This is a genomic window from Roseobacter sinensis (assembly GCF_025755255.1).
Lineage (GTDB): Bacteria > Pseudomonadota > Alphaproteobacteria > Rhodobacterales > Rhodobacteraceae > Roseobacter > Roseobacter sinensis.
This window is the reverse complement of record NZ_JALIEB010000028.1, coordinates 1-25112: the sequence shown is the minus strand read 5'-3', so window position 1 is coordinate 25112 and position 25112 is coordinate 1. Positions and strand designations below refer to the sequence as shown.

Annotated in this window: 29 protein-coding genes; 13 read left to right on the top strand and 16 right to left on the bottom strand. The window is 63.6% G+C overall.

Features of this window, described 5'->3' with window-relative positions; translation table 11 throughout:
• Positions 1–54: 54 nt before the first annotated feature.
• Both MUB52_RS22110 and MUB52_RS22105 read right to left on the bottom strand, forming a co-directional pair.
• Positions 55–582 (bottom strand): J domain-containing protein, encoded by a 528-nt coding sequence (locus MUB52_RS22110; protein ID WP_263846329.1) that lies wholly within the window; start codon positions 580–582, stop codon positions 55–57.
• Positions 540–974, bottom strand: coding sequence for a hypothetical protein (locus MUB52_RS22105; protein WP_263846328.1), 435 nt, complete (start codon positions 972–974; stop codon positions 540–542). Before MUB52_RS22105 ends, MUB52_RS22110 begins: the two co-directional genes overlap by 43 nt.
• A 58-nt stretch (positions 975–1032) precedes the next feature.
• Between MUB52_RS22105 and MUB52_RS22100 the strand changes: the two genes are divergently transcribed.
• On the top strand, positions 1033–2217 hold the full coding sequence (locus MUB52_RS22100) for an oxidoreductase (protein ID WP_263846327.1): 1185 nt from the start codon (positions 1033–1035) through the stop codon (positions 2215–2217).
• Positions 2218–2286: 69 nt separating this feature from the next.
• On the opposite strand, the gene MUB52_RS22095 is transcribed toward MUB52_RS22100, so the two are convergent.
• On the bottom strand, positions 2287–2571 hold the full coding sequence (locus MUB52_RS22095; protein WP_263846326.1) for a DUF2312 domain-containing protein: 285 nt from the start codon (positions 2569–2571) through the stop codon (positions 2287–2289).
• Between the two features lie 129 nt (positions 2572–2700).
• Here MUB52_RS22095 and MUB52_RS22090 point away from each other — a divergent pair, with 129 nt between their 5' ends.
• Together MUB52_RS22090 and MUB52_RS22085 are read left to right on the top strand one after the other, a co-directional pair.
• Positions 2701–2940 carry a hypothetical protein gene (locus MUB52_RS22090; RefSeq protein ID WP_263846325.1) on the top strand — a complete coding sequence of 80 codons (240 nt, stop codon included), beginning with the start codon at positions 2701–2703 and terminating at the stop codon, positions 2938–2940.
• 87 nt (positions 2941–3027) lie between these two features.
• Positions 3028–3459 (top strand): TIGR01244 family sulfur transferase, encoded by a 432-nt coding sequence (locus tag MUB52_RS22085; RefSeq protein ID WP_263846324.1) that lies wholly within the window; start codon positions 3028–3030, stop codon positions 3457–3459.
• Between the two features lie 116 nt (positions 3460–3575).
• On the opposite strand, the gene MUB52_RS22080 is transcribed toward MUB52_RS22085, so the two are convergent.
• The 5 genes from MUB52_RS22080 to MUB52_RS22060 form a co-directional block, all read right to left on the bottom strand.
• Positions 3576–4805, bottom strand: coding sequence for a FliM/FliN family flagellar motor C-terminal domain-containing protein (locus tag MUB52_RS22080; RefSeq protein WP_263846323.1), 1230 nt, complete (start codon positions 4803–4805; stop codon positions 3576–3578).
• 124 nt (positions 4806–4929) lie between these two features.
• Positions 4930–7623 carry an ATP-binding protein gene (locus MUB52_RS22075; RefSeq protein ID WP_263846322.1) on the bottom strand — a complete coding sequence of 898 codons (2694 nt, stop codon included), beginning with the start codon at positions 7621–7623 and terminating at the stop codon, positions 4930–4932.
• On the bottom strand, positions 7623–7907 hold the full coding sequence (locus tag MUB52_RS22070) for a hypothetical protein (protein WP_263846321.1): 285 nt from the start codon (positions 7905–7907) through the stop codon (positions 7623–7625). Before MUB52_RS22070 ends, MUB52_RS22075 begins: the two co-directional genes overlap by 1 nt.
• Before the next feature lie 3 nt (positions 7908–7910).
• Complete coding sequence (locus MUB52_RS22065) at positions 7911–8294, bottom strand: response regulator transcription factor (protein ID WP_263846320.1); 384 nt, start codon at positions 8292–8294, stop codon at positions 7911–7913.
• Positions 8295–8416: 122 nt separating this feature from the next.
• Positions 8417–9706 (bottom strand): short-chain fatty acyl-CoA regulator family protein, encoded by a 1290-nt coding sequence (locus MUB52_RS22060; protein ID WP_263846319.1) that lies wholly within the window; start codon positions 9704–9706, stop codon positions 8417–8419.
• 237 nt (positions 9707–9943) lie between these two features.
• Here MUB52_RS22060 and MUB52_RS22055 point away from each other — a divergent pair, with 237 nt between their 5' ends.
• The 5 genes from MUB52_RS22055 to MUB52_RS22035 all read left to right on the top strand — a co-directional run bounded on the left by MUB52_RS22055 (position 9944) and on the right by MUB52_RS22035 (position 15260).
• Positions 9944–11293, top strand: coding sequence for a substrate-binding protein (locus MUB52_RS22055; RefSeq protein ID WP_263846318.1), 1350 nt, complete (start codon positions 9944–9946; stop codon positions 11291–11293).
• A gap of 86 nt (positions 11294–11379) precedes the next feature.
• On the top strand, positions 11380–12411 hold the full coding sequence (locus tag MUB52_RS22050; RefSeq protein WP_263846317.1) for a branched-chain amino acid ABC transporter permease: 1032 nt from the start codon (positions 11380–11382) through the stop codon (positions 12409–12411).
• A 3-nt stretch (positions 12412–12414) separates the two neighbouring features.
• Positions 12415–13611, top strand: coding sequence for a branched-chain amino acid ABC transporter permease (locus MUB52_RS22045; protein ID WP_263846316.1), 1197 nt, complete (start codon positions 12415–12417; stop codon positions 13609–13611).
• 11 nt (positions 13612–13622) lie between these two features.
• Positions 13623–14387 (top strand): ABC transporter ATP-binding protein, encoded by a 765-nt coding sequence (locus MUB52_RS22040; protein ID WP_263846315.1) that lies wholly within the window; start codon positions 13623–13625, stop codon positions 14385–14387.
• A gap of 117 nt (positions 14388–14504) precedes the next feature.
• Positions 14505–15260 (top strand): ABC transporter ATP-binding protein, encoded by a 756-nt coding sequence (locus MUB52_RS22035; RefSeq protein ID WP_263846314.1) that lies wholly within the window; start codon positions 14505–14507, stop codon positions 15258–15260.
• A gap of 13 nt (positions 15261–15273) precedes the next feature.
• On the opposite strand, the gene MUB52_RS22030 is transcribed toward MUB52_RS22035, so the two are convergent.
• Positions 15274–15648: an ArsR/SmtB family transcription factor gene (locus MUB52_RS22030; RefSeq protein WP_263846313.1), complete on the bottom strand. Its 375-nt coding sequence runs from the start codon at positions 15646–15648 to the stop codon at positions 15274–15276.
• Between the two features lie 75 nt (positions 15649–15723).
• Between MUB52_RS22030 and MUB52_RS22025 the strand changes: the two genes are divergently transcribed.
• Positions 15724–16191 carry a DUF6428 family protein gene (locus MUB52_RS22025; protein ID WP_263846312.1) on the top strand — a complete coding sequence of 156 codons (468 nt, stop codon included), beginning with the start codon at positions 15724–15726 and terminating at the stop codon, positions 16189–16191.
• Positions 16192–16314: 123 nt separating this feature from the next.
• Here MUB52_RS22025 and MUB52_RS22020 read toward each other — a convergent pair whose 3' ends face one another.
• A complete protein-coding gene (locus MUB52_RS22020) occupies positions 16315–17829 on the bottom strand; it encodes a class I adenylate-forming enzyme family protein (protein ID WP_263846311.1) in 1515 nt (504 codons plus the stop codon).
• A gap of 148 nt (positions 17830–17977) precedes the next feature.
• On the opposite strand from MUB52_RS22020, the gene accB reads away from it, so the two are divergent.
• The 3 genes from accB to aat are packed head-to-tail and all read left to right on the top strand — an operon-like array spanning position 17978 to position 20476.
• Positions 17978–18475, top strand: a complete 498-nt coding sequence (gene accB, locus MUB52_RS22015) for an acetyl-CoA carboxylase biotin carboxyl carrier protein (protein WP_263846310.1) — start codon at positions 17978–17980, stop codon at positions 18473–18475.
• A gap of 10 nt (positions 18476–18485) precedes the next feature.
• Positions 18486–19838, top strand: a complete 1353-nt coding sequence (gene accC / locus MUB52_RS22010; protein WP_263846309.1) for an acetyl-CoA carboxylase biotin carboxylase subunit — start codon at positions 18486–18488, stop codon at positions 19836–19838.
• A gap of 5 nt (positions 19839–19843) precedes the next feature.
• Entirely contained in the window at positions 19844–20476 is a 633-nt protein-coding gene (gene aat, locus MUB52_RS22005) for a leucyl/phenylalanyl-tRNA--protein transferase (protein ID WP_263846308.1), read from the top strand.
• On the opposite strand, the gene MUB52_RS22000 is transcribed toward aat, so the two are convergent.
• From MUB52_RS22000 to MUB52_RS21975, 6 genes are all read right to left on the bottom strand, one after another.
• Positions 20440–20796 (bottom strand): DUF2155 domain-containing protein, encoded by a 357-nt coding sequence (locus MUB52_RS22000; RefSeq protein WP_263846307.1) that lies wholly within the window; start codon positions 20794–20796, stop codon positions 20440–20442. The genes aat and MUB52_RS22000 overlap by 37 nt on opposite strands.
• Positions 20793–21242: an outer membrane lipid asymmetry maintenance protein MlaD gene (mlaD, locus tag MUB52_RS21995; protein ID WP_263846306.1), complete on the bottom strand. Its 450-nt coding sequence runs from the start codon at positions 21240–21242 to the stop codon at positions 20793–20795. The genes MUB52_RS22000 and mlaD overlap by 4 nt, the downstream gene beginning before the upstream one ends.
• 3 nt (positions 21243–21245) lie before the next feature.
• The gene (locus tag MUB52_RS21990) at positions 21246–21629 is read right to left on the bottom strand and encodes an NADH:ubiquinone oxidoreductase subunit NDUFA12 (protein ID WP_263846305.1); all 384 of its coding nucleotides are present in this window, start codon (positions 21627–21629) and stop codon (positions 21246–21248) included.
• Positions 21630–21710: 81 nt separating this feature from the next.
• On the bottom strand, positions 21711–22073 hold the full coding sequence (locus MUB52_RS21985; RefSeq protein ID WP_263846304.1) for a RidA family protein: 363 nt from the start codon (positions 22071–22073) through the stop codon (positions 21711–21713).
• Between the two features lie 151 nt (positions 22074–22224).
• Positions 22225–23490: an ATP-dependent Clp protease ATP-binding subunit ClpX gene (gene clpX / locus MUB52_RS21980; protein ID WP_263846303.1), complete on the bottom strand. Its 1266-nt coding sequence runs from the start codon at positions 23488–23490 to the stop codon at positions 22225–22227.
• A gap of 139 nt (positions 23491–23629) precedes the next feature.
• Entirely contained in the window at positions 23630–24259 is a 630-nt protein-coding gene (locus MUB52_RS21975; RefSeq protein ID WP_263846302.1) for an ATP-dependent Clp protease proteolytic subunit, read from the bottom strand.
• A 149-nt stretch (positions 24260–24408) separates the two neighbouring features.
• On the opposite strand from MUB52_RS21975, the gene MUB52_RS21970 reads away from it, so the two are divergent.
• Positions 24409–25112: FAD-binding domain-containing protein (locus tag MUB52_RS21970; protein WP_404818261.1), on the top strand; the 704-nt coding region annotated here is incomplete at its 3' end.

Here is a 25112-nt window from a genome sequence, read left to right as displayed (position 1 = left end):
GAGGGCGCGTGATCCAGCTATTGGCTCTGGCGGATCGACCAAGCGTTGGGATGCTCAGCTGGGATAGGCCAGTGCGGTCACATCGACGGTGGGCCCTGCGTCGATCGTGCCGATCGCGTCCAGCACAGAGCGATAAGAGGCCGCAGCAAGACGGATCAAGGCAAGATTGGCCTTTGTGGGTCTGATCATCTGCGCAGTATCGGGCGTGGGCGCCTGCGGGCGCGCTTCGCCGTTGTGATCGGTCCCGGCCCCCTTGCTCTCCGCCGTTCGGCGCGCCTTTCTCGACTTCGCCTGCAGCTCAGCCCATTTTGCCCTCTGAACCCGCCATCTGCGTCTCGCGAAGGCTTGCTCGGTGGCCATCTGCCGGCGCGCGCGACGAAGCTGCCCCTCCTTGATATGCGCCACAAGCGTATCGACGGCCGCATTGATCCGCGCCATGTGACGCGACGTCCGTTGGGGGTCGCCGCCGCGGTCGGGGTGGTATTTCAGCGCCAGTTCCCGCCGCACGATGCGCACGTCCTCGAGCGTCGCATCAACCGTCAGCCCAAGGACCCGTGCCGCATGTTCCGGTGTTGCCGCCATTTCCGCTCCAGATCCCGAAAGACATGATGAACAATACCTTCTTTTAAAGCAGAAAATTTGAAACGAATATGAGGACATTTGGTGATGGTTAACGCCGAAATCTCGCTAAATATATGATAAAAATATATTATTCCAAGCAGCACGCCGTCACAAGCAAGCAGATCTTTTGCAGTCCAGCGCAGATGCCATTCGTAAAAGGTTAACGCTGCACACCTCACAAGAAGGCGCGTGACAGCGCGCAGATCAGCGAAAAGGACCGCTGGCGCGCACCTGCGGCGAAAACTGCGAATGTCGTAAATCTGCGAAAGCCGAGTGCGGGGCGCGCGCCCGGGTTGACCGGGCATCCGACGCGATGTTTTCTGTCGGTTCGGCCAGCCGTCGATGCGCGACATCCGGCCGTGCTGCGGCGTCCGGCCGGATGTCAAAGCTCCTCTGTCCTGGAGATGGTTCATGTCCAACGATGTCCTGTTTCAACCGCTTGAGCTCCCCTGTGGCGTCACGCTCAAGAACCGCGTGATCAAAGCCGCGATGTCGGACGCGCTGGGAGATGGCCGCGGCCAGCCGACGGAGGAGCAGCACCGGCTCTATGCCACCTGGGCCGAGGGCGGGCTGGCTGCGGCCGTCGTTGGCGAGGTGCAGGGCACGCCGCATTTCGCCGAAAACCCAGGCAATTTGGTGCTGCGCGCAGAAAGCGTGCAGGCTTTCCGCCCGCTGGCCATCGCGGGAACGGCCCACGGCGCGCAGCTCTGGGTCCAACTGGGACACGCAGGCGCTCTGGCGCATGGCGCGATCAGCCGGCCCGCCGGACCGAGCGCCATCGACGTGCCCGGATTGCGCTGCGACGCTCTCTCGCTTCAGGACGTCCGCGCCCTGCCCGACGGCTTTGCCCAAACTGCAGCGTTCGCTCAACGCGCGGGGTTCGGCGGCGTCGAAATCCATGCCGCCCATGGCTTTCTGCTCAGCCAGTTTCTCTCGCCGCTGTTCAATCAGCGGCAGGACTCCTATGGCGGCACGGCTGCGGCGCGGCGTCGGATCGTGCTCGATGTGGTGGCTGCGGTGCGCGATGCCGTGGGCCCCGGCTTCCCCGTCGCGATCAAGATCAACGCCTCGGACATGTTGCAGGGCGGCCTGACCGAGACCGACGCACTGGAGCTCGTCGCCGCGCTGGAGGCGACCTCGGTCGATCTGATCGACATCAGCGGCGGGACCTATTTCCCGGGTGCGGCCTCGTCCTTGGACAGCGGGGGAGCGGGCCCCTACTTTGCCGCATTTGCAAAAGAGGCGCGCCGGCGAACGTCGCGCCCTCTGATGCTGACGGGCGGGATAAAGAGCAAGGCGCAGGCGGTGGACCTGTTGCAGACGGGTGACGTGGATGTCGTTGGCCTGGCTCGCGCGCTGGTGCTCCAGCCCGATCTGCCGAAGCTGTGGCAGCGGGACGAGATGCTCTGCCCCCATTTCCCGAAGCTTGCGCCCGGCGGAGAAGGCGCGGTCACCGCCTGGTACACGATGCGCATCGCCGCAATCGCCGCAAGCACGGAGGCCGCCTACGATCTTGAGACCGCCGATGCCTTGGCTGCCGTCAAGCGGACAGAGGCCGAAAACGCGATCCGCTGGAAAGACGCGTTTCGCATCTGACCGATGCAATGCGGGCGGGCGCGAGCTGCGGGGCAATATCACCACCCCAGCCGGGCCGGTGCGGAGACCTCACATGCCGAGGGCCTGCTTGTACATCTCCAGCACCGCCTCTTCCTCGGCGATGTCATCCGCGTCGCGTTTGCGCAGTGCGATCACCTTGCGCATGATCTTCGTGTCGTATCCGCGCGCCTTCGCCTCGGCCATGACCTCTTTCTGCTGCTCGGTAAGGTCCCTCTTCTCGGCATCCAGCCGCTCGATGCGCTCGACAAACTGGCGCAGCTCGTCGGCCGTCACCCGGTAAGTCGCATCCGGACCTGCCTCGGGGACGGATGGATCGATTGCGCTGTCACTCATGAGAATCTCCTGGCAGATGGCGGACGTGGGTCGACGTTCTGCCTAGCGACCCCGGCCCAGGGCTGCAAGCCGGTTTGACCCGCGATGGTGCGTCTTGCGCTTGCGCAGCGGATTGAGTAGCTGCTGGCCATGGATGAACGCGATACATCGGTCTTCGACCTGCTCATCTGGGGCGGTGCCTCCCTCTCCTTCATCGGGCTTTTGGGGCTGGTCTGGTGTATCATCTATGTCGCCCGCGCACGAAGGGCGCAGCTCTCGGATGAAGACATGCGGGTCCGGCTGCGCACGGCGCTGCCGATGAACCTCGGCGCGCTGTTTCTCTCGGTGATCGGGCTGATGCTGGTGATCCTCGGCATTTTCCTGGCGTGATCACATTTGCGGCAGGACCGGCAGAGCGGCCCAATTTCGCGTCGGCCGATCTGGACAGTTTGCCCCCCTTTGCCTAGAGCTTGCACTATGGACATGCGTCAGATCACGCCTGATTTTTTCGCGGCACCCCAGGTCGACCCAGAGGATATGGACGCCATCGCGGCGGCGGGTATTCGGCGAGTGGTTTGTAACCGTCCGGATGCCGAAGTGCCGCCGAGCCACCAGTCCGACGTGATGCGACAGGCGGCGGAAGCGGTCGGGCTAGAGTTTGCGATGCAGCCGCTCACACATCAGACAATGACGCCGGATGTAATCGCGGCGAACCATGCGCTGATCGGCACCTACGACGGGCCGGTGCTGGCCTATTGTGCGTCAGGCACGCGTTCGACAATCGCCTGGGCGCTGGCGGCGGCGCGCGACATGCCCGCGGAAGAGGTGATCGAGGCCGCGGCAAAGGGCGGATACGACCTGCGAAACCTGTTCCCCACTTTGACGGCGATCGGGAACCTGCCGCGCTAAAGCAATTCCCCTGAAACTTGAATCGCCTATCGCTGCCTGATTTCGATGAAATCAACGCAGTAGGTAATGGAACCTGTCTCAGGCTGAAGGCGGAACGCGCGAGGCGGAGGCTGACTTCAGGCGGTCTTGAGGTCCGAAAGGCCCGGGATCGGAGGCAACTCATCGGCAGTGTCAAGACTGGGCAGGTCCGGCAAATCGGGCAAATCTCCACCGCCGTCGAGGTCGGGAAGATCCGGCAGGGCCGTGGTCTCCTCGCCGCCGTCAAGATCGGGGAGATCTGGCAAGTCGGGCAGATCTGGAAGATCTGGAAGATCGGGCAACTCCGGCAGCTCTGGCAGGTTGTCCACAGGAGCCAGTGCACCGGCACCACTCCCCGGCAGCGCGGGCGGCGCGGCGGCCATATCACTGCCTGCCGCCATCTGAACCTGAGGCAGGTCGGGTTCCTCGCGCTCGGCCGTCCACTGCTTCTGCTGACCCGAGCCGGTTGCGATACTTTCCAGCTGAACGGCGCGCTGCCCCTCAAGCTGGCCCATCGCGCCGCGGCTGATCGTCCGGCCATCGACCGTCTTGAGTTCGACGTTGTCGAAGGCATCGGGGCGCAGCACCAGTTCGTCGCCCACGCTGAGGCGTTCCAATCGGGACAAGGGCATGCGGACGCGACCCAGGACCGCCGTCAGATCCGCCTTCACGTCCATCAGGGTCGTCTCAAGTGTCAGCGGTCCCGCCGCTGCAACGCCACCATCGCTTGCGGGGCCCTCGACCTCGAAGCGCTGCTCCAGAACCGGCATCAGCAAGGTCAGCCCCGATTGAAACGCGCCGCCAGCAATGTCGATTGTCAACTTGAAGACCCGATACTCGGTCGCTTCCAGCGCCAGCCCGAAGAGACGGGTGTTTTCCACCCGGGCACCGAACTTGTAGAGCGGCAGGACCCGCCGGTCGTCATCGTTTTCCAGCAGCCCATGGGCACGTCGGAAAAGCGCGTCGAGCAAGGGCGCACAGAGGGCCGCATCTGTCGCAGTGAGCGGGCGCGCTTCGGGCGCCGTATTCGATACCTTCCCGGTCGTCTGCTGCTGGATCATGGCCCCGACCAGTTCCGGCCCCACCATGGCCCCGCCGGCCACGCCCTTGGGGCCATCCAGCAACATCAGCAGCGATGCATCATCCAGCTTTTCGGCGATCGTATCGCCATCGCAGGTCTCCTGAGTGATCCCGATCACCACCAAGGCCATGTCGAAAATCTCATCAGCGATCTTGGCAACGCTCACGCGCAACGCTTTGGGCACGGTCATCGCCCGTGCCTGATGCTCCTGCTTTCCTGCCTGCGCTTTGCGCTGCAAAACTGACATCGACGGCCCTTGTCAAGATCACCGGCGCCTCGCCCACGCGCACGGTCTTCCCTAGCAGGGCATAGCGACCAATGGTTACGATTGCCTTTATGCCCACGGAAACATGCGGTTTTTCATCAGAACTCTACTGCGCTGCCACGGCCTGCGACTGTGGGAGGGTGACCCGGAAGGCCGTGCCGCCCGTCCCCTCCAGATAGCGCACATCCCCGCCCAGCCGCGCCATGATCTCTCGGCAGATGGCCAGCCCCAGCCCGGCACCGGATCCGTCCTCGGCGCCGATGCGGTTGAACTTTTCGAACATCACATCGCGGGATTCGGGCGGGATGCCGCTGCCATTGTCGATGAAATCGACCAGCACGGCGCCCTCCGGCCGACTGACCTCGATCCGCAGCTCAGGGGCGTCCGAGCCGCAGTATTTCTGGGCGTTCGTGATCAGGTTGATGAACACCTGGCTCAGCCGATCGAGGTCGGTATGCAGCATCACGGTCTCTTCAAGACGCCGGCGGCGGAAGGTGATCGGACGCGCCTCGCTCACCTCGGCGGTTGCAACCGCATGATCCAGCAGATCAACCAACCGGCCCGTCTGCTGGTTCAGCGTCACCTGCCCGTTTTCCAGCACACTCAGATCGAGCAGGTCGTCCAGCAACCGCGTCAGCCGGATCGCCTCCACGTGGATGATATTGGCGTATTTCGACTTCTCCATCGGGCCCAGCCCATCGGTGTCGCGCAAGATCTCCGAAAACGCGCGGATCGAGGTCATCGGCGTGCGCAGCTCGTGACTGATCTGGCTGAGGAAGGCGTCTTTCTGATCGCTGAGCATCATCAGCTTGTTGTTGGCCTCGCGCAGCTGCGCCGCAGTTCGGCTCAATTCGCGGGATTTTGCCTCCAGCTGGTTGGAATACTCCAGCATCTGCGCGGATTCGTCGGCCACCGCCAGCAGGTCCTGCACCGACACGGCTGCACCACCGACGATCTGGCTGATCATCGCATGCGCCGTGGCTCCGCCGACCGACCCGGCGAGTTCGCGCTCCAGTTGCTGCAGGAAGACAGCGGTGGGTTCGGGCAGGTAGCCCGCGCGCCCTTGCGCCTCGGCCGCCATCTGAAAGAGCCGCTGGGCCTCACGCGCACCGAGGATCCGCTGGGTCATGATCATCAGATCCTCGCTCTCGGCGACGGAGGCCTGCCAGCCCCGTGTCTGGCCGGAATGCTCGAACACATTGACGAACTGCGCGCCCTGAAGGCGCTCCAGAGGCTGGGGAAAGGTGACGAGCGAGACCAGCACGAAGCCGGCAGCGTTGAGAAGCAGGCTCCAGAACACCGCATGCACCGTCGGATCGAGCCCTTCGATCCCGAAGAGCGCCTGAGGACGCAGCCAGCCGATGCCCCAGAGGCCCGTCTCGAAGGTCGACACGCTCAACGCAGCACCCGGCCCGAAGCTCGGCAGCAGCATGGTGAAGACCCAGACCGCAAACCCGATCCCGAGACCGACCAGCGCGCCAACGCCGGTTGCCCCACGCCAGAAGATGCCGCCCAGCATCGCGGGCAGAAACTGCGCCACTCCGGCAAAGGAGATCAGCCCGATGGCGGCCAAGGCACTGGAGCCTCCGGAGATCTGATAATAGATGTAACCGAGCGCGATGATCGTGAGGATCGACAGGCGCCGTGCCATGATCACCACGTGGCGGACGTCGCCCGATTGCGTCGCCCCGCCCTGCTGCAAATGCAGGAACACGGGCATCACCACATGGTTCGACACCATCGTGGACAAGGCGAGCGTCGCCACGATCACCATGGAGGTGGCCGAGGAAAAGCCACCGAGGAAACTGAGCATCGCAAGACCGTCCTGCCCCTGGCTGAGCGGCAGGCTGAGCACGAAGAAATCGGGGTTGGAGCCCGCGGGCAGCAGATCGAGGCCGATCACCGCAATCGGCACCACAAAAAGGCTCATCAGCATCAGGTAGAGCGGGAACGCCCAGCTTGCGATCTGGAGGTGCCGCTCATCGTCGTTCTCCACCACCATGACCTGGAACATGCGCGGCAGGCAGAGAAAGGCCGCCGCCGAGACGAAGGTGAGCCCCGCCCAGCGGCTGCCGTCCATCTCCCATATGCCCAGGTCCGAAGCATCGATGCGCGCAAGCGTCTCGGCCACGCCGCCGGCGATGCCCCAGACCACGAAGGCGCCCACTGCGAGAAGCGCGATCAGCTTGACCACGGCCTCGACCGCCACGGCGATCACCACCCCGTGCTGGCGTTCGTTCACATTGAGGTTGCGGGTGCCGAAGAGCACGGTGAAAAGCGCGAGCCCCACCGCGATCCAGAAGCCCGCGGCCTGTGCCGCACCGTCGTCGGAGGACCCGGCAAGCCCGCCTGCCGCGAAGATGGAGAGCGACGCTGTGACCGATTGGAGTTGCAGCGCGATGTAGGGGGTGACGCCGATCACGGCCATCAGCGTCACCACGATCGCCAGCCCGTTCGACTTGCCATAGCGTGACGAGATCAGATCGGCGATGGAGGTCACCTTGTGGCTGCGCCCGATCCGCACAAGACGGCGCAGAACCCACCACCAGCCCACCATCACGAGGCTGGGGCCAAGATAGATCGTCACATACTCCAGCCCCGAGCGCGCCGCGTATCCGACGGCGCCGTAGAAGGTCCAGGCGGTGCAGTAAATCGACAACGAGAGCGTATAAACCAGCGGCGAGCGCAACAGCCAGCCCGCCCGGCCCCGCATCCCGGCCCGTTCTGCCAGGAAAGCGACGCCGAAGAGCAGAGCGACATAGGCCAGCGAGACCGCGACGAGAACGTTGAGCGAGGCCATCACACCTCTCCGGTGTCATCAGTGCTGTCTGGCAGTTTCTGCACGCCGCGCGCCAGGCCATAACACGCGGCGATCAACACGACCCAGACCCCGAAGATGTAAAGCAGGGCGCGCGACATCGGGATACCCTCGTGCCCCTCCTGCGGCCCGGCCCCCGAAGGCCAGAGCAACGGGATCATCCAGAGCACCGCACCGAGGATCACCAGCAACCGGATCGCATCCATGAGCCGACGCTGGCGATAGCTGCCCCGTTCCAGAAAGAGCGGTGAGCGGGGCTCGGCCATGGGTCAGGTCCGCTGACCGTGTACGTAAAGCAGATCGCGCACCGCCGTGAGCACTTCGGTATTGGAAAACGGCTTGGTCATGAAACGGCTGACGCCGGCTTTCTCGGCCATTTCGCGGTCGCGGCTCTGGCCGCGGGCGGTCAGCATCAACACCGGCAGATCCGCGGTCTCGTCGCTGCCGCGCAGTTCTTCGAGGATATCGAAGCCGCTTTTGCCCGGCAGCATGACGTCGAGCACCACCAGATCCGGCTTGCGGGCGCGAATGACATCCAAGGCGCTTGTTCCATCCGAATGCGTGTCCACCTGCCAGCCCTCGCGGCTCAGCAAAAACCGTATGGCTTCGACGATGTTCATCTCGTCTTCCACCAAGAGCACATGTTTTCCCATCGCGGCCTCCTCCCAAAAGGCGCACACCCCGCCAGGCACGCGGCCTGTCTTCCCCGGGGCGGAACTTGAACTATCGGCTCTTTTCGGGGTTCTGTCAAAGCTTTGACGGCCCCGCAGCCCGTCTAGAGGCCGCCGGTCAGGATCGACGGCTCGCGCCGTCCCGGACAGGGTTCGCGCGGGCAAACCGCACAGGAGGCCCCGACTTCCAGCACGTTCGCCCTGTCCGCCGCCGCATCGGGCAGCACCAGCATGCTGGCCTGAACCAGAGGCGCGGTGTTGTAGCCGGGGCGGCCCACAGCCTCAGCCACCGCGATACAATCGAACGCAGCGCGGCCGCGCCCCAATTGCACAATGGGCGCACGCATCACCTGACCGGGCTGGGACAGGGCCGCAAAGAGCGGCCAGAGCGCGCAGGCCGACCCGAACCGCGGGATCACAAAGCCGGCGGCGGGTTTGCGGAAGAGCAAGCTGCCGGCGCGGTCGCAGACCACCAGCCCCACATCGAGCTCCGGCAGCCCGGCAAGCCGGCGCAGCACCATGGGTACCGGTATCGCCAGCTGTCGCGCCAGTGCAACGGGATCGATGCCAAGCTCCTTCACGGCGCGCCGGACCGCGGCACGTGGCGCCTGCGCGGCATCGTCCGCCACCCGTTGCAGGATGCCCCGTGCCATGTGGCGCGCCGCATTCGACCGCAGAGCCGGAGCATCGGCCACCAGGGCCTCGGGCGTGCTGACACCGCTCTCCACCGCCTCGAAGCAGAAATCATGCTCGGAGAGGAAGGCCTCCAGCTCGTCCTGCGGGCTGGCGCCGGCATCCTCCACGCCCTGCCCCGTATCGAGGTATTCGACCAGCGCCTTGGAGCTGTCCGCCAGGCGGCGGCTGTCCTGATCGATGTTGGTGTGAAAGCGGTCGCGCCACTCGGGTGTCAGGTCGGGGTCTTCGGCGAGGATCGCCGCGGTCGAGCGGATGGCAGCCGCGGTGGTGAGCAGCTCATGCACCGAGGTCGCGAGATGCGGGTCATGGGTCAACCGGTCCGAGAGGGTCTCGACGGTGCGCTCAAGGCTGGCGATGCGCCGGTGCCCCGCCGCCAGCACCTCGGCCCAGCCGGGGAACCGACCCGCCAACTCGTCGGCACGCTCGGCCTCGGCCTGGGGCAGATTGGCCTGCGTCGCCGCCTCCCGAAGCGTTGCAATCAGCGCCGCTTCCGCGCCTTCCGTCAGCATCGAGGGCTCGACGCCGAGCACGCGCGCAATGTCGAGCAGCAGCTTGCCGCCGATTCTGCGCCGATTGTGCTCGATCAGATTGAGATAGGAGGCCGAGATGCCTAAACTTCGGGCAAGATCGGCCTGACGCAGGCCCGCTACCGAGCGCCGCTCCCGGATCCGGCTGCCGGTCAATCCTTCGCGTGCCATGTTGACCCCTCCCGCATTATCATGATTTTTCAACGGGTTTCTGCGCCGCAATATCACTTAATTTACAGTGACCTTAGCCCTTTTGTCGATTTATTTACAAAATAAATCAGCATTTCAAGGCACTTGTTGCGCAGTTTTCTGAAGCTGCGCGATAAATGATTTGCACCTTTGTGCGCTGGAGGCCTGTCGGGAGAGGACTGTGTCAGGCATCCGGTTTTACCATATGGGAGGATCTTCATGTCCAATATGAAACTGACGCGTCGCGGTCTGATCAAGACAGGCGCCGTGGCCGGAGCGACCGGTCTGGCGTTGCCGACGTATCTGCGTGCCGACGGGCATGCGGGCTTTCTGAATGCGCCGCAAGGCAGCACCGTCACGCTGGGCTTCAACGTCCCGCAGTCCGGTCCTTATGCGGACGAAGGCGCGGACGAGCTGCGCGCCTATGAGCTGGCTGTCGAACACCTGAACGGTGAAGGCGACGGCGGCATGATGAACACATTCACGTCCAAGGCCTTGCAGGGCAACGGCATCCTCGGCAAGAAAGTCGAATACGTCACGGGCGACACGCAGACCAAATCGGACGCGGCACGCGCCTCGGCCAAGTCGATGATCGAGAAGGACGGCGCGATCATGATCACCGGCGGCTCGTCCTCCGGTGTGGCCGTGGCGGTGCAGGCGCTCTGCCAAGAGGCGGGTGTCATCTTCATGGCGGGCCTCACGCACTCCAACGACACCACCGGCAAGGACAAGCGGGCCAACGGCTTCCGTCACTTCTTCAACTCCTACATGTCCGGTGCCGCGCTCGCACCCGTGTTGCAGGCCGCCTACGGCAGCGACCGCAAGGCTTATCACCTGACCGCTGACTACAACTGGGGCTACACGACCGAGGAAGCGGTCCGGACCTCGACCGAGGCGATGGGCTGGGAAACGGTCAACACGGTGCTGACACCGCTGACGCAGACCGACTTCTCGTCCTACATCGCGCCGGTGCTCCAGTCGGGTGCCGACGTGCTGGTGCTGAACCACTATGGCGGCAACATGGTCAACTCGCTGACCAACGCGGTCCAGTTCGGCCTGCGCGACAAGCAGGTCAACGGCAAGAACTTCGAGATCGTCGTGCCGCTCTACTCGCGCCTCATGGCGAAGGGTGCGGGCGCCAACGTGAAGGGGATCTTCGGCTCCACCAACTGGCACTGGTCGCTGCAGGACGAAGGCTCCAAGGCCTTCGTGAAGTCCTTCGGCACCAAATACGGCTTCCCGCCGAGCCAGGCCGCGCACACCTGCTATGTGCAGGCGCTGCTCTATGCGGATGCGGTCGAGCGTGCGGGCACCTTCAACCCCTGTGGTGTTGTCGAGGCGCTGGAAGGCTTCGAGTTCGACGGTATGGGCAACGGCCCGACACTTTACCGCGCCGAGGATCACCAGTGCTTCAAGGACGTGCTGGTCGTGAAGGGGAAGGAGGAGCCGACCTCCGAATTCGACCTTCTCGAAATCGTCGAAGTGACACCGGTCGAGCAAGTGACCTACGCGCCGGATCACCCGCAGTTCGCGGGCGGCTCCCTGGGCACCTGCAACCCGGGCGCCTAAGCTGATCGCAGGGCGGAGCACGTGCTCCGCCCTCGCCTTTCCCCGAGCCCGCTCGGGACAACCACGCGCTTCACGAGGGTGGGACCATGGACGCAATCATCCTGCAAATTCTCAACGGGCTCGACAAAGGCTCTGCCTATGCGTTGATCGCGCTGGGTCTGACCCTGATCTTCGGCACGCTCGGTGTGGTGAACTTCGCCCATGGGGCGCTTTTCATGATCGGAGCCTTCTGCGCTGTCACGCTCAGCCGAATCCTCACGCTCAGCCATGAGGTGATCGATGAGACCAAGACGGATTTCCTTGGCAACCCGCTGAAAGTGGACGTCCCTTACATCTACGACATCTTCGGGCAGGCCACGGGGGATGTGATCATCGACTGGGCCGTGCCCATTTCGATCCTGTTTGCCATCCCCGTGATGGTCGGCATCGGCTTTGCGATGGAGCGCGGCCTAATCAAGCATTTCTACAAGCGCCCGCACGCGGACCAGATCCTCGTGACCTTCGGCCTTGCTATCGTGTTGCAGGAGATCATCAAGTATTTCTACGGCGCCAACCCCATCCCCACCCCGGCACCCGATGCCTTCCGTGGCTCCTTCGATTTCGGGGCGATGCTGGGCTTCGATCCGAACACGATCATCTACCCCTACTGGCGGCTTGTCTACTTCGCCTTCGCCGCCGTGATCATCGGTGCGGTCTTCGCGTTCCTGCAGTTCACCACCTTCGGCATGGTGGTGCGCGCCGGCATGGCCGACCGCGAGACCGTGGGCCTGCTGGGCATCAACATCGACAAGCGCTTCACCATCATGTTCGGCATCGCCGCGGCGGTCGCGGGGCTTGCGGGGGTGATGTACACGCCGATCAACTCGCCCAACTATCACATGGGCATGGACTTCCTCGTCCTCAGCTTCGTGGTGGTCGTTGTGGGCGGCATGGGCTCGCTCTCGGGCGCGGTGCTCGCGGGCTTCCTCTTGGGCATCCTTGAGAGCTTCGCCTCCATGGCCATCGTGCTGGAAACCCTGCCGGGCATCAACCAGATCATCATCTATCTGGTCGCCATCATCATCTTGCTGACACGTCCCAGGGGCCTGATGGGCCGCAAGGGCGTGATGGAGGAATAAGCCATGGGCCTGAACAAAAAAGACTTCACCCTCCTTCTGATCGTTGCGATCCTCTGCCTCTTTGCGCCCTTCATCCTGAACCCCTTCCCCGAAGGCTCGGCCCTGGCGCAGTTCAACGCGGGCTACCCGGACCTGATGCAGCGGCTGGTGATCTTCGGCATCTTCGCGATCGGCTTCAACATTCTCTTCGGTCTCACCGGGTACCTCAGCTTCGGCCACGCGGCCTTTCTCGGCGTGGGCTCCTATGCCGCGATCTGGATGATGAAGCTGCTGACCATGAACGTGATCCCCGCGATCGTGGTCTCCGTGCTTGTGGCCGGTGTGTTTTCCCTCCTGGTGGGCTGGATTTCGCTGCGGCGCTCGGGGATCTACTTCTCGATCCTGACGCTGGCTTTTGCCCAGATGTCCTATTCGCTGGCCTATTCCGTTCTGACGCCCATCACCGGCGGTGAGACCGGGTTGCAGCCCAAGGTGGACGATCCGCGCATCCTCGACCGGGTGCTGGAGATCAGCACAAGCCAGCGTGCCAACCTCTTTGGCCTCGACATGAACACCAGTCACGTCGTTCGGCTGGGAGACTGGGCCTTCACGTTCAACGCCGGCTACTACCTCGCGGCCATCGTCATGCTGGTGGCCTTCTACATCTCCATCCGCATCTTCCGCTCCCCCTTCGGCATGATGCTGCGCGCAGTGAAATCGAACCAGCAGCGCCTGAACTACACCGGGCTGAACTCCAAACCCTACACGCTCGCGGCTTTTGTGATCTCCGGCATGTACGCGGGGCTCGCGGGCGGTCTGCTGGTGGCGATGGACACGCAGGTGGGCGCGGAGCGGATGTTCTGGACCGCCTCCGGGGAAGTCGTGCTGATGACCATCCTCGGCGGTGCGGGCACGCTGATCGGCCCGGTTCTGGGCGCTGGCTTCATCAAATACATGGAAAACATCGTCTCCAAGATCAACAAGTCGATCCTCGAACAGTGGTTCGCCTTCATGCCCGACGGGATCGAGGATCTGCTGATCACGCTGGTCTACCCCTTCATCGGCAAAGGCTGGCACCTGACGCTGGGCATTCTCTTCATGCTGGTGGTGATCTTCCTGCCCGGCGGCCTGGTCGAAGGGGGCCAGCGCGTGGGGCGGCTCTTCAAGCGGAAGAAGCCCGCGGACGACAAGCCTGACGGCAAGACAACCCCGGCGGAATAGGGAGAGAAGACATGGGAATTCTCGAGGTCAAGAACGTCGGCAAACGCTTTGGAGGCTTGCAGGCGCTGGGGGATGTGAACCTGAGCATCGCCGAGAACACCGTGCATGCGATCATCGGGCCAAATGGCGCGGGCAAATCGACGTTGCTCAACTGCCTCGTCGGCAAGCTGATCCCCGACACCGGCTCGGTCATGTTCGACGGCCAGTCGGTGCTGGGCCGCAAACCTTACGAGATCAATCAGATGGGCATCTCCCGCGTGTTCCAGACGCCCGAGATCTTCGCAGACTTGAGCGTGATGGAAAACATGATGATCCCCTGCTTTGCCAAGCGTGATGGGGCGTTCCAGCTCAATGCGATCTCCTCGATCCCCTCGCAGAAGGACATGATCGAGCGGGCCGAGCACATGCTGGATGACATGAACATGGCCGACAAACGCGCGATGCACGCCGGCTCGCTCTCGCGCGGCGACAAGCGGCGGCTGGAGATCGGCATGTGCCTGAGCCAGGAGCCGCGCCTCTTGCTGCTCGACGAGCCCACCGCGGGCATGGCGCGGGCCGACACGAACAACACCATCGACCTCTTGAAACAGATCAGCGAGGAGCGCGACATCACCATCGCGATCATCGAGCACGACATGCATGTGGTGTTCTCCCTCGCTGAGCGGATCACCGTGCTGGCCCAGGGCACGCCGCTGGTCGAGGACACACCGGACAAGATCAAGGGCAACCCGAAAGTACGCGAAGCCTACCTGGGCGAGACGCAGGACGCGGCATAACCGCTCAGCCAGGGGTGGCCTGAAAGCCCACCCCACCTGCCGGCACCGCGCTCAGCGCAGGCAGGTACGGTGGGCCTTCGGGCCACCGCTTTGGAAGAGACAACACGGAGACAGACGATGAACGTAAAGCCAGATTTCTCCAAACACGCCAATCAGGCGGCTACGGCGCCTGCGTTTCTCTCGGTCTGGGACATGCACGCTTACTACGGCGAGAGCTACATTGTGCAGGGCATCAGCTTCAACGTGCACGAAGGCGAGATCCTTGCCCTTCTCGGCCGCAACGGCGCGGGCAAGACCTCGACCTTGCGCGCCATTGCCCGGCTCGGCGATCCGGAGGTGAAACGCGGCGAGATCTGGCTCGACCACCAGCCGCTGCACAGCATGTCGAGCTATCAGGCCTCGCAGTCCGGCCTCGGTCTGGTGCCCGAAGATCGCCGGATCATCGCGGGGCTGACCGTGGAGGAAAACCTCAAGCTGGCGCAGATCGCGCCGCCCATCGGCTGGTCGCTCGAGCGGGTCTATGATCTCTTCCCACGCTTGCGCGAGCGCCGCACCCAGGAAGGCGTGACCCTCTCGGGCGGTGAGCAGCAGATGCTCGCCATCGCCCGGGCGCTCTGCCGCGACATCAAGGTGCTGCTGCTGGATGAACCCTACGAGGGCCTCGCCCCGGTGATCGTCGACGAGATCGAAAAGACCCTGCGCGTGATCAAGGAACAGGGCATCACCACGATCCTTGTGGAACAGAACGCCGTGCGCGCGCTGCAACTGGCCGACCGCGCCGTGATCCTCGACACCGGCGGGATCGTCTTCAACGGCACAGCCGCGGAGGTGCTGGAGAACAAGGAACTGCGCGAGGAATACCTCGCCATCTGACCCATGGGCTGTCTCACGCATCGTCGCACCCGCCACTCCGGGCGGGTGTCTGCGTCTCCGAGGCCGGATCCGCCGCCAACCCGCAGCAGGCGCGCACCGTCGGGTCGTTGCTGCAGCACTCTTCCAAGAGAAAGCGCACCAGCGCGCCGAGAGCCATGAAATCCGCCGCATAGACGATCTGGCGCGCCTGCCGCTGCGCCCGGATTATGCCTGCGGCTGCCATGGTCGAGAGATGGAAAGAAGTCCGCGACGGGCTGGCCCCCACCGCATCAGCAATCTCACCGGCCGGTAGCCCTGTCGGCCCTGCCGCCACAAGGCGTTTCAGAATCCGCAGCCGGGTCTCATTGGACATCGCTGCAAAGGCATCCAACGCCGCGCTTTCCTTCATATTTCAAACTCTCTTGAAATGCCTGCATTCTCATGTAAGATATTTCAAGATCTATTGAAATGAAAGAGGCGCACCATGACACCGAACGAGCTGCTGCTGCAGTTGACGGCCCTGCCGGCAGACCACACCCTGATTGTCGAGACACCCGATGGACCGATCGGCGCCGGCTATCACATCACCGAACTCAAGTACGCGCAGATGACGGGCATCGACTGTGGCGCGCGCTTCAGCCGCTGGGACGAGGCGACGCTGCAACTGCTCGACGGGCACGGAGGCAATGCGCTGACGGTGGGCAAGGCGGCGGCGATCCTGCGCCAGAGCATTGCAAGCGTCCCTGGTCTGGGCGACAGCCCGCTTCATGTCGAATGCGCACCCGGCAACCGCGGGCTGCGGCGGTACAGACCAGGCGATCTTCGCAGCGACGAAGACGCGGCGATCCTGCCGCTGGCGGAGCAGACCGCCCAGTGTAAGCCCGCCGCGATATGGGCCAACACGACGCTCGGCTGCTGCGCCTCAGCCGTTGCAGAACGGTGCTGTGCCTGAGACCGCAGCGCCTGTAGAGGGCAGGCGGAAAGAGGGGCGCAAACCGATCATAACACCGCTGTGCGCATTTAGACAAAATCGTGCGGTGACGGGAACCTTCGGGGCAGGCGCGAGTTTTGGCCCTCAGCCGGCGGGCGCACGCTCAAGCAAGGCGCGCAATTCAGTTTTCAGAACCTTGCCATAGTTGTTTTTTGGCAAGGCATCGAGCCGAATATAGTCTTTCGGGCGCTTGAATCGTGCGATATTGTCAAGGCACAATTGGTCAAGCCGCGCGCGATCTGCCTGCCCAACCACAAAGGCCACGACCTCCTCGCCCCAGTCCGGGTGCGGACGCCCGACAACCGAGACCTTCTGCACCCCCGGGTCCATCAACAGCACTTCCTCCACCTCGCGCGGGTAGATGTTGGAGCCACCGCTGATGATCATATCCTTGGACCGGTCCTGCAGGGTGACATAGCCATCAGCGTCCATGAAGCCCATATCGCCGGTCATCAGCCAGCCGTGCACCAAGGCCTTGGCCGTGGCCTCCGGGTTCTGCCAATAGCCCGGCATCACCGTGTCTCCCCGCACCATGATCTCGCCGTGCGCGCCTGCCGGCAAAGGCCGGCCCTCCGCATCGCCGATGGCCACTTCCACGGCCGACTGCGCCCGCCCGACCGATTGCAGCCGCGCGCGCCATTTGGAATGCGTCCGGTCCGCCACGTCGGCGCGGGACAGCGCGGTGATCCCCATCGGGCACTCCCCCTGCCCGTAAATCTGCACAAAGATCGGGCCGAAGTGATCCACCGCCTCGATGATGTCGGCATTGTACATCGGCCCGCCTGCGTAAACGATGGTGCGCAGCCCCGTGCCGCGCCGCCCGGAAGCCTTGCCAGCCTCGGTCAGCCGCTTGACCATAGTGGGAGCCGCAAACATCTGTACACTGTCGAAAGCAGCGGCGAGATCGAAGATTTCACCCGGATCAAAGCCGCCCGAAACCGGGCAGACGTGCCGCGCCCCCGCGCGCGCATGCATCATGTTATAGATCCCGGCGCCATGGCTCATCGGTGCTGCATAAAGCGTGGCATCCTCGGGCCGCACCGCGTCCGCATCCTGCGCATAGCACAGGCTCATCGCCGTCAGCATCCGGAAGGTCATCATCACGCCCTTGGGTTTGCCCGTGGTGCCGGAGGTGTAGAAGAGCCAGGCGATATCGGACGGGCTGCGCGGGACGGGTGCCGTGACCGGGGCCTCCGTGCACATGGTGTCGAACGCAGGTCCCGGTGCAATGATGACCTCAGCCGTAACGCCCGCCTCCGCCAGCGTCTCGGCCAGATCGGCGCCTGCGAAGACCACCGAAGCGCCCGCATTTTCAAGAATGTAGACCGCCTCGCGCCCATGGAGCTTGGCATTGATCGGCACGACCACCGCGCCTGCGCACCAGATGCCGTAGAAGGCAATCAGATAGGCGGGGCAATTGGTCATGAAGAGGGCGACCCGGTCTCCCGGTGCCACGCCGCGGGCCGTCAGCGCCGCTGCAACCGACCGGGCCTGTGCATCGAACGCACCATATGTCGCGACGAGGGTGCGCCCGGAAAACAGCGCGGGCCGGTCGGGCGCCACCTGTGCCGTGCGTGCGAGCCAGAGTGCCAGGTTCATCTTTGCATCCCCCCTTTCAGACCACTCTAAGTCGCCCGCTAGGGGCTGCAAGTGGCGGGTTTTCATGGCCAGACCCTTCCCCTATAACGAATGCGCAGGAACAAGAGCCGCAGGCAAGAAGGCTCCCCCGGAACGGTCGAGGACTTACATGACAAAAAAGAACCATGACGCCGATGTGGCCTTCATCCAGGCCCTGGCCGAATTGCTGCGGGAAAACGATCTGACGGAGCTGCAGGTCAAGCGCGACTACGGGGCAGATGACAGCCTGAACGTGCGGGTGAGCCGTCACCTTCAGCAGCAGGTGGTGAGCCAGGTCGCGGCCGCGCCGGCGCCCGCAGCCGTGGAAGCCCCCGCCGCCGCCAGCGGATCGGCGCCTGCCCCGACCGAGACCAGCGAAGACCCGGCCAATCACCCCGGTGCGGTGACATCACCCATGGTCGGCACGGTCTACATGCAGCCCGAACCGGGGGCTGCAGCCTTCATTTCTGTGGGTGCCAACGTCAGCGAGGGCGATACGCTGCTGATCGTCGAAGCGATGAAGACCATGAACCACATCCCCGCGCCGCGCGCGGGCACTGTGAAACGCATCCTCGTCGAAGACGGGGCGGCGGTGGAGTTCGGCACGCCGCTTGTGATCCTCGAATAAGGGGGCGCTCATGTTCAATAAAATCCTGATTGCCAACCGGGGCGAGATCGCTCTGCGCGTGGTGCGCGCCGCGCGCGAGATGGGCATTGCCAGCGTCGCCGTGCATTCCACCGCCGACAGCGACGCGATGCATGTGCGCATGGCGGATGAGAGCGTCTGCATTGGCCCGCCGTCGAGCCCGCAAAGCTATCTCTCGGTGCCCGCGATCATCGCCGCCTGCGAGGTCACGGGCGCAGAGGCCATTCACCCCGGCTATGGCTTTCTGTCTGAAAACGCTGGATTTGTTCAGGTGGTCGAGGACCACGACCTGACTTTCATAGGCCCCACAGCCGAACACATCCGCATCATGGGCGATAAGATCACCGCCAAGGACACCATGAAGAAGCTGGGGGTTCCCTGCGTGCCCGGCTCCGAGGGCGGTGTGGCTTCGCTGGAGGAGGCCAAGCGGCTAGGCGAAGAGATCGGCTATCCGGTGATCATCAAGGCCACCGCGGGTGGCGGCGGGCGCGGCATGAAGGTGGCGCTGAACGCGGATGAGATGGAAAAAGCCTTCCTGACCGCGCGGGCCGAGGGCAAGGCGAATTTCGGCAATGACGAGGTCTACATCGAGAAGTACCTCACGACACCGCGCCACATCGAAATTCAGGTCTTTGGCGACGGCAAGGGGCGTGCGGTGCATCTGGGCGAGCGGGATTGTTCGCTGCAGCGGCGCCATCAGAAGGTCTTCGAAGAAGCGCCCGGCCCCGTGATCTCGCCCGAAGAGCGCGCGGCCATCGGCAAGACCTGTGCGGATGCAGTCGCGCGGATCAACTACACCGGCGCAGGCACCATCGAGTTCCTCTATGAGAACGGCGAATTCTATTTCATCGAGATGAACACCCGCCTGCAGGTGGAACACCCCGTGACCGAAGCCATTTTTGGCGTCGACCTCGTGCGGGAACAGATCCGGGTTGCCGCGGGCATGGAGATGTCCTTTCAGCAGGAGGATCTGCAGATCAACGGTCACGCCATCGAGGTCCGGATCAATGCCGAGAAGCTGCCGAACTTCGCACCCTGCCCCGGCCGGATCACGCAGTACCACGCGCCCGGCGGCCTTGGCGTGCGCATGGATTCCGCGCTTTATGACGGCTATTCCATCCCGCCCTACTACGACAGCCTGATCGGCAAGCTGATTGTGCACGGGCGCGACCGGCCGGAAGCGCTGGCGCGGCTCAACCGCGCGCTTGGTGAGCTGATTGTCGATGGGGTCGACACCACCGTACCGCTCTTCCATGCGCTCTTGCAGGAAGAGGATGTGCTGACCGGCGGCTACAACATCCATTGGCTGGAGCATTGGCTGGAGACCAATCTCGGCGACGGCTGACCCTCATGCGGCTGACCCCGGATGTACTGATGCAGGGGTATGCCACGGGGATCTTCCCCATGGCCGAACATCGCGACGATCCGGAGATCTTCTGGGTCGATCCACAGCGCCGCGGGGTCATGCCGCTCGATGGGTTCCACGCCTCGCGGTCGCTGCGCCGCGCGATGCGCAACACCTCGTTCGAGATCAGCATCAACCGCGACTTCGAAGGGGTTGTGGAGGGTTGCGCGGATCGGATCGACACGTGGATCAACGAGGAAATCCGAAACCTTTACATAGAGTTACATCATATCGGCAAGGCGCATTCCCTCGAAGTCTGGGAGGGCGAAACGCTCGTCGGTGGTGTCTACGGGGTGGTCCTGGGCGCGGTGTTTTTCGGCGAAAGCATGTTCTCGCGCCGTACGAATGCGTCGAAGATCGCGCTGGCCTGTCTCGTCGATCGTCTTGGTGAAGGCGGTTTCAAGCTGTTCGACACGCAGTTCCTGACCGAGCATCTGGCTTCGCTGGGTGGGCTTGAGGTCTCGCGCGCAACCTATCACCGCGCGCTTGCTGTGGCGCAGGATCTGCCGGCGAGCTTCACGGCCCCGCCCCTGCGCAGCCCTCAGGAGGTGGTGCAGCGCATGACCCAAAGGTCATAGCGCGCGTGATCCATCGCCGAGAGCGCCGGAGCCGACGCGATCATCCAGCCTGAGAAGACCGTGGTGCCCTGAATCGCATCAGCCACCTCGAGCGCGGCAAAGGCATCACCCGAGGGGTTGCCCACCGGAAAGCGGCAGCTGTTCAGGGTGATGCGCAGCTGTTCGAAGGCGGCCGTCTGCCCCGATCTCATCTCGATGTCGTAGACTTGGCCACTGATCTTATCGAGCCCGCGCAGCACAACGCCGTCGGCTTCGCTCACCTGCTGCGCCGCTGCAGCTCCGGCAACCAGCCCAAGCAACAGTGCCAGCCGGAGGATCATTCCGATGACCCGCTAACGAATTTCAGGAGCAGCGACACCAGACTCACGGCCCCTTGCGTGTCCGTAATCGTATCGCCCGGCTCGAAGAAGAACGGCGACCCACCCGGTACGATCTCGACAAAATTGCCGCCAAGCAGGCCTTCGGAAGAGATCACGATGGCGCTGTCATCGGGGATTTCGATGCCTTGCTGCACCGCGACGACTGTATCGGCACGGTAGGTCTCGGGGTTGAGGTCAACCGCAGCCACCGACCCCACACGCACGCCCGCCAGCCGCACATCGGTGCCGACGCTGACGCCTTCAAGGCTTCGGAAGCTGGCTTCCAGAGGATAGGTGCTCGAATTGGCGGAGAGCTCCGTCACCTGCGCGGCATAGAAGACAAAGCCGGCCGCAAGCGCCAGCACCCCGGCCCCGACAAGCACTTCGGTGGTGGTGTTTTCTGCCATGGGTTACTCCGGCGACCAGGCTTCGTAGTCGCTGCGCGGAGCCGGGTCGCTGCGGCGGATCGAGCCTTTGGGCGCATAGGCCAGGGCTGTGCCGGTCAGGTTCTCCTGATGCGGCTTCTCCCACGCCTTGCGGGGCAGTGGCGCTTCGGTGGGGGCTGCATCCCAGGTGTGATGCAGCCAGCCGTGCCACTCGGGATCCACACGGCTGGCCTCTGCCTCACCGTTGTAGATCACCCAGCGTCGCGTCTTGTCCTTGTTCTCGTAGAACACATTGCCCTGACTGTCTTCGCCGACCTTCACGCCCTTGCGCCAGGTCCACAGTTGGGTGTTCAGCGTCTGGCCATTCCACCAGGTCACTGCGCGCAGGATTGGTGTCAGTAATCCCATCAGATGTCTCCCGTCGGGGTTTCATGCCACATATGGCGGATTGTCGGAGAAACGTCCAGTTCGATGGGCGGCATTTCCCGCTTATTCGGGCAGCCGGGCAGTGACTTCGATCTCGATACGATACTTGGGATCGATCAGCCCGCATTCGATCATCGTCGCGGCGGGTGGGTGGGCGCCAAACGTCTCGGCCAGCAGCGGCCAGCAGGGCTCGAACTCGGCCCGATCAGGCAGCATGTAGGTGACACGCACGACGTCGGAAAACCCGCATCCCGCTGCACGGAGCGCGTCCTCGATGATGCCGAGAGCCGAGGCACATTGCGCCGTCACCGTGTCCCCCTGCCCGACGGTGCCGGCCACATGCACCCAGCCCCCGGCTACCACCGCGCGGCAATAGCCGATCTTCTCTTCGTAAGCGCCACCGGAAGGGATGCGTCGCATGGTCATGACAGGCTCCTGTTGCTCATCTGGTGTTTGCCAGGGCCCCACCGGTCAGGCGGAGCTGCCGGTGCGGTTTATCGAAACACCTCGGCTATGCGCCCAGCAAAAAGGGCGGGTTCGATGCCCGCCCTTTTTGCGCCGCCCCTGCTGGCCGGTCTCAGCTGGCGCTCGCCGGTTCCTTCTCGGTGTCCGCATGGATCATCAGAGGTGCGGCATCTGAGACCACCGCCTCCTCGTTCACCACAACTTCAGTGACGCTGCCGAGCCCTGGCAGATCGAACATCGTGTCGAGCAGGATGTCTTCCAGGATCGACCGCAGTCCCCGCGCCCCGGTCTTGCGTTCGATCGCGCGCTTTGCAATTGCGGAGAGTGCATCATCGGTAAAGCTGAGCTGCGTATCCTCCAGCTCGAAAAGCCGCTGATACTGCTTCACAAGCGCATTTTTCGGCTGAGTCAGGATCGTCACCAGCGCGTCCTCGTCCAGATCCTCGAGCGTCGCCAGCACCGGCAAGCGACCGACGAATTCCGGGATCAGACCGAATTTCAAGAGGTCTTCGGGCTCCAGATCGGTGAAGATCTCGCCCACGCCGCGCTCGTCGTTTTCACGCACATCGGCGCCGAAGCCCATGGCCGAGCCCTTGCCGCGCGCCGCGATGATCTTGTCGAGCCCCGCGAAGGCCCCGCCGCAGATGAAGAGGATGTTCGTCGTGTCCACCTGCAGGAACTCCTGCTGCGGATGCTTGCGCCCGCCCTGCGGCGGCACCGAGGCCACGGTGCCTTCCATCAGCTTCAGGAGCGCCTGTTGCACGCCCTCGCCCGAGACGTCTCGGGTGATCGAGGGGTTTTCCGACTTGCGGGTGATCTTGTCGACCTCGTCGATATAGACGATGCCGCGCTGCGCCCGCTCGACGTTGTACTCGGAGGCTTGCAGGAGCTTGAGGATGATATTCTCCACATCCTCACCCACGTAACCGGCTTCGGTCAGCGTGGTTGCATCGGCCATCGTGAAGGGCACATCGAGGATTCGCGCCAGCGTCTGAGCCAGCAGCGTCTTGCCGCAGCCGGTTGGGCCGATCAACAGGATGTTCGACTTCGCCAGCTCGATGTCACCACCCTTCTGTGCGTGGTTGAGCCGCTTGTAGTGATTGTGCACCGCCACCGACAGCACCCGCTTGGCCGTTGCCTGCCCGATCACATAATCGTCGAGCACCTCGCAGATGTCTTTGGGCGTCGGCACGCCGTCCGTCGCCTTGAGCCCGGAGGCCTTCGTCTCTTCGCGGATGATATCCATGCAGAGCTCGACACATTCATCGCAGATGAAGACGGTCGGGCCCGCGATCAGCTTTCGCACCTCATGCTGGCTCTTGCCGCAAAAGCTGCAATAGAGGGTGTTCTTACTGTCGCCGGTCGTATTCGTCGCCATGTCGAGCCTTCCAGGTCTTGTCGTGTTGCAGACGGCCCGTCCGCCCGCATCTTACTTGTTACACCATGACAGCTTAGGGCAGCGCTGGCAGGTCCACAATCGCTAATTGGTAAACTGACCGTGCGTCCTGCCGCCGCGCCTAGCTGTCGTCGTCACCCTTCGCGCGGTTCTCCACAATCTCGTCGATGAGGCCCCATTTCTGCGCCTCCTCCGGCGACATGAAGTTGTCGCGCTCCAGCGCTTCTTCAACCTTTTTAAGGGTTTGCCCCGTGTGTTTGACGTAGATCTCATTGAGCCGCGTCTTGAGTTTCTGGGTCTCCTGCGCGTGGATCATGATATCCGTCGCCTGGCCCTGATAGCCCCCCGAGGGCTGGTGCACCATCACGCGGGAGTTCGGCAGTGAAAACCGCATGCCCGGCTCACCTGCTGTCAAAAGCAGCGATCCCATGGAGGCTGCCTGCCCGATGACCAGCGTGGAAACCTTAGGCTTGATGTATTGCATCGTGTCATAGATCGACAGACCGCTCGTCACCACGCCACCGGGCGAATTGATGTACATGCTGATCTCCTTCGACGGGTTATCCGCCTCGAGGTGCAGCAGCTGTGCGACGATCAACGAGGACATCCCGTCATGCACGGGTCCGGACAGAAAGACGATCCGTTCTTTCAGAAGACGCGAGAAGATGTCATAGGCCCGCTCGCCCCGGCTGGTCTGCTCCACGACCATGGGCACAAGCGTATTCATATAGGTCTCAAAGGGATCTTTCATGTGGGATTGCCTGTCAGTTGGTGTTCGCGGGACCATACCCGACGAAACGTTACGCAAATCTTAGTATTGGCGTCGGAGGGCCGCAAGAGGCGGATTCCATCTCTGCGGGTGGGATTGATCTGCTGGTCGGGGCCGCTAGGTGGGCCGAGATGATGGCGCTCGACAGCTTTCCTCCGACCCGGACCGCGGCCCTCGAACGGCTCTCCGCCTTTCTTCCGCGCGCGGGCCGCCACTATGCCGCGCGGCGCAACTACGATCTGGGCCCCGGACGGCATCACGGCGTCTCGGGCCTCTCGCCCTATCTGCGCTGCCGCCTGATCACCGAAGAGGAGGTCTTGCAAGCCGTCCTCGCGCGGCACGCGCCCCAGGCCGCAGAGAAGTTCATCCAGGAGGTGTTCTGGCGCACATATTGGAAAGGCTGGCTGGAGCTGCGGCCCGGCGTCTGGGACGAGTACCGGCGCGACCTGCGGCGGCAGTGGGACGACGTGCAGACGCAAGCGGGGCTGCGGGATCGCTGGGAAGCCGCGTGCACGGGCGACACCGGCATTGCGTGCTTCGACGGCTGGGCCGACGAGCTGGTGAACACCGGCTATCTGCACAACCATGCCCGCATGTGGTTTGCCTCCATCTGGATCTTCACGCTGGAGCTGCCCTGGGAGTTGGGTGCGGATTTTTTCCTGCGGCACCTTCTTGACGGCGATCCGGCCTCCAACACGCTGGGCTGGCGCTGGGTGGCGGGCATTCAGACCGTCGGCAAGACCTATCTCGCCCGCCCCGACAACATCGCCAAATACACCGAAGGCCGGTTCGGAGTGCCGGGGCGGCTGGCCGGGTATGGCGGCGCCATACCCGG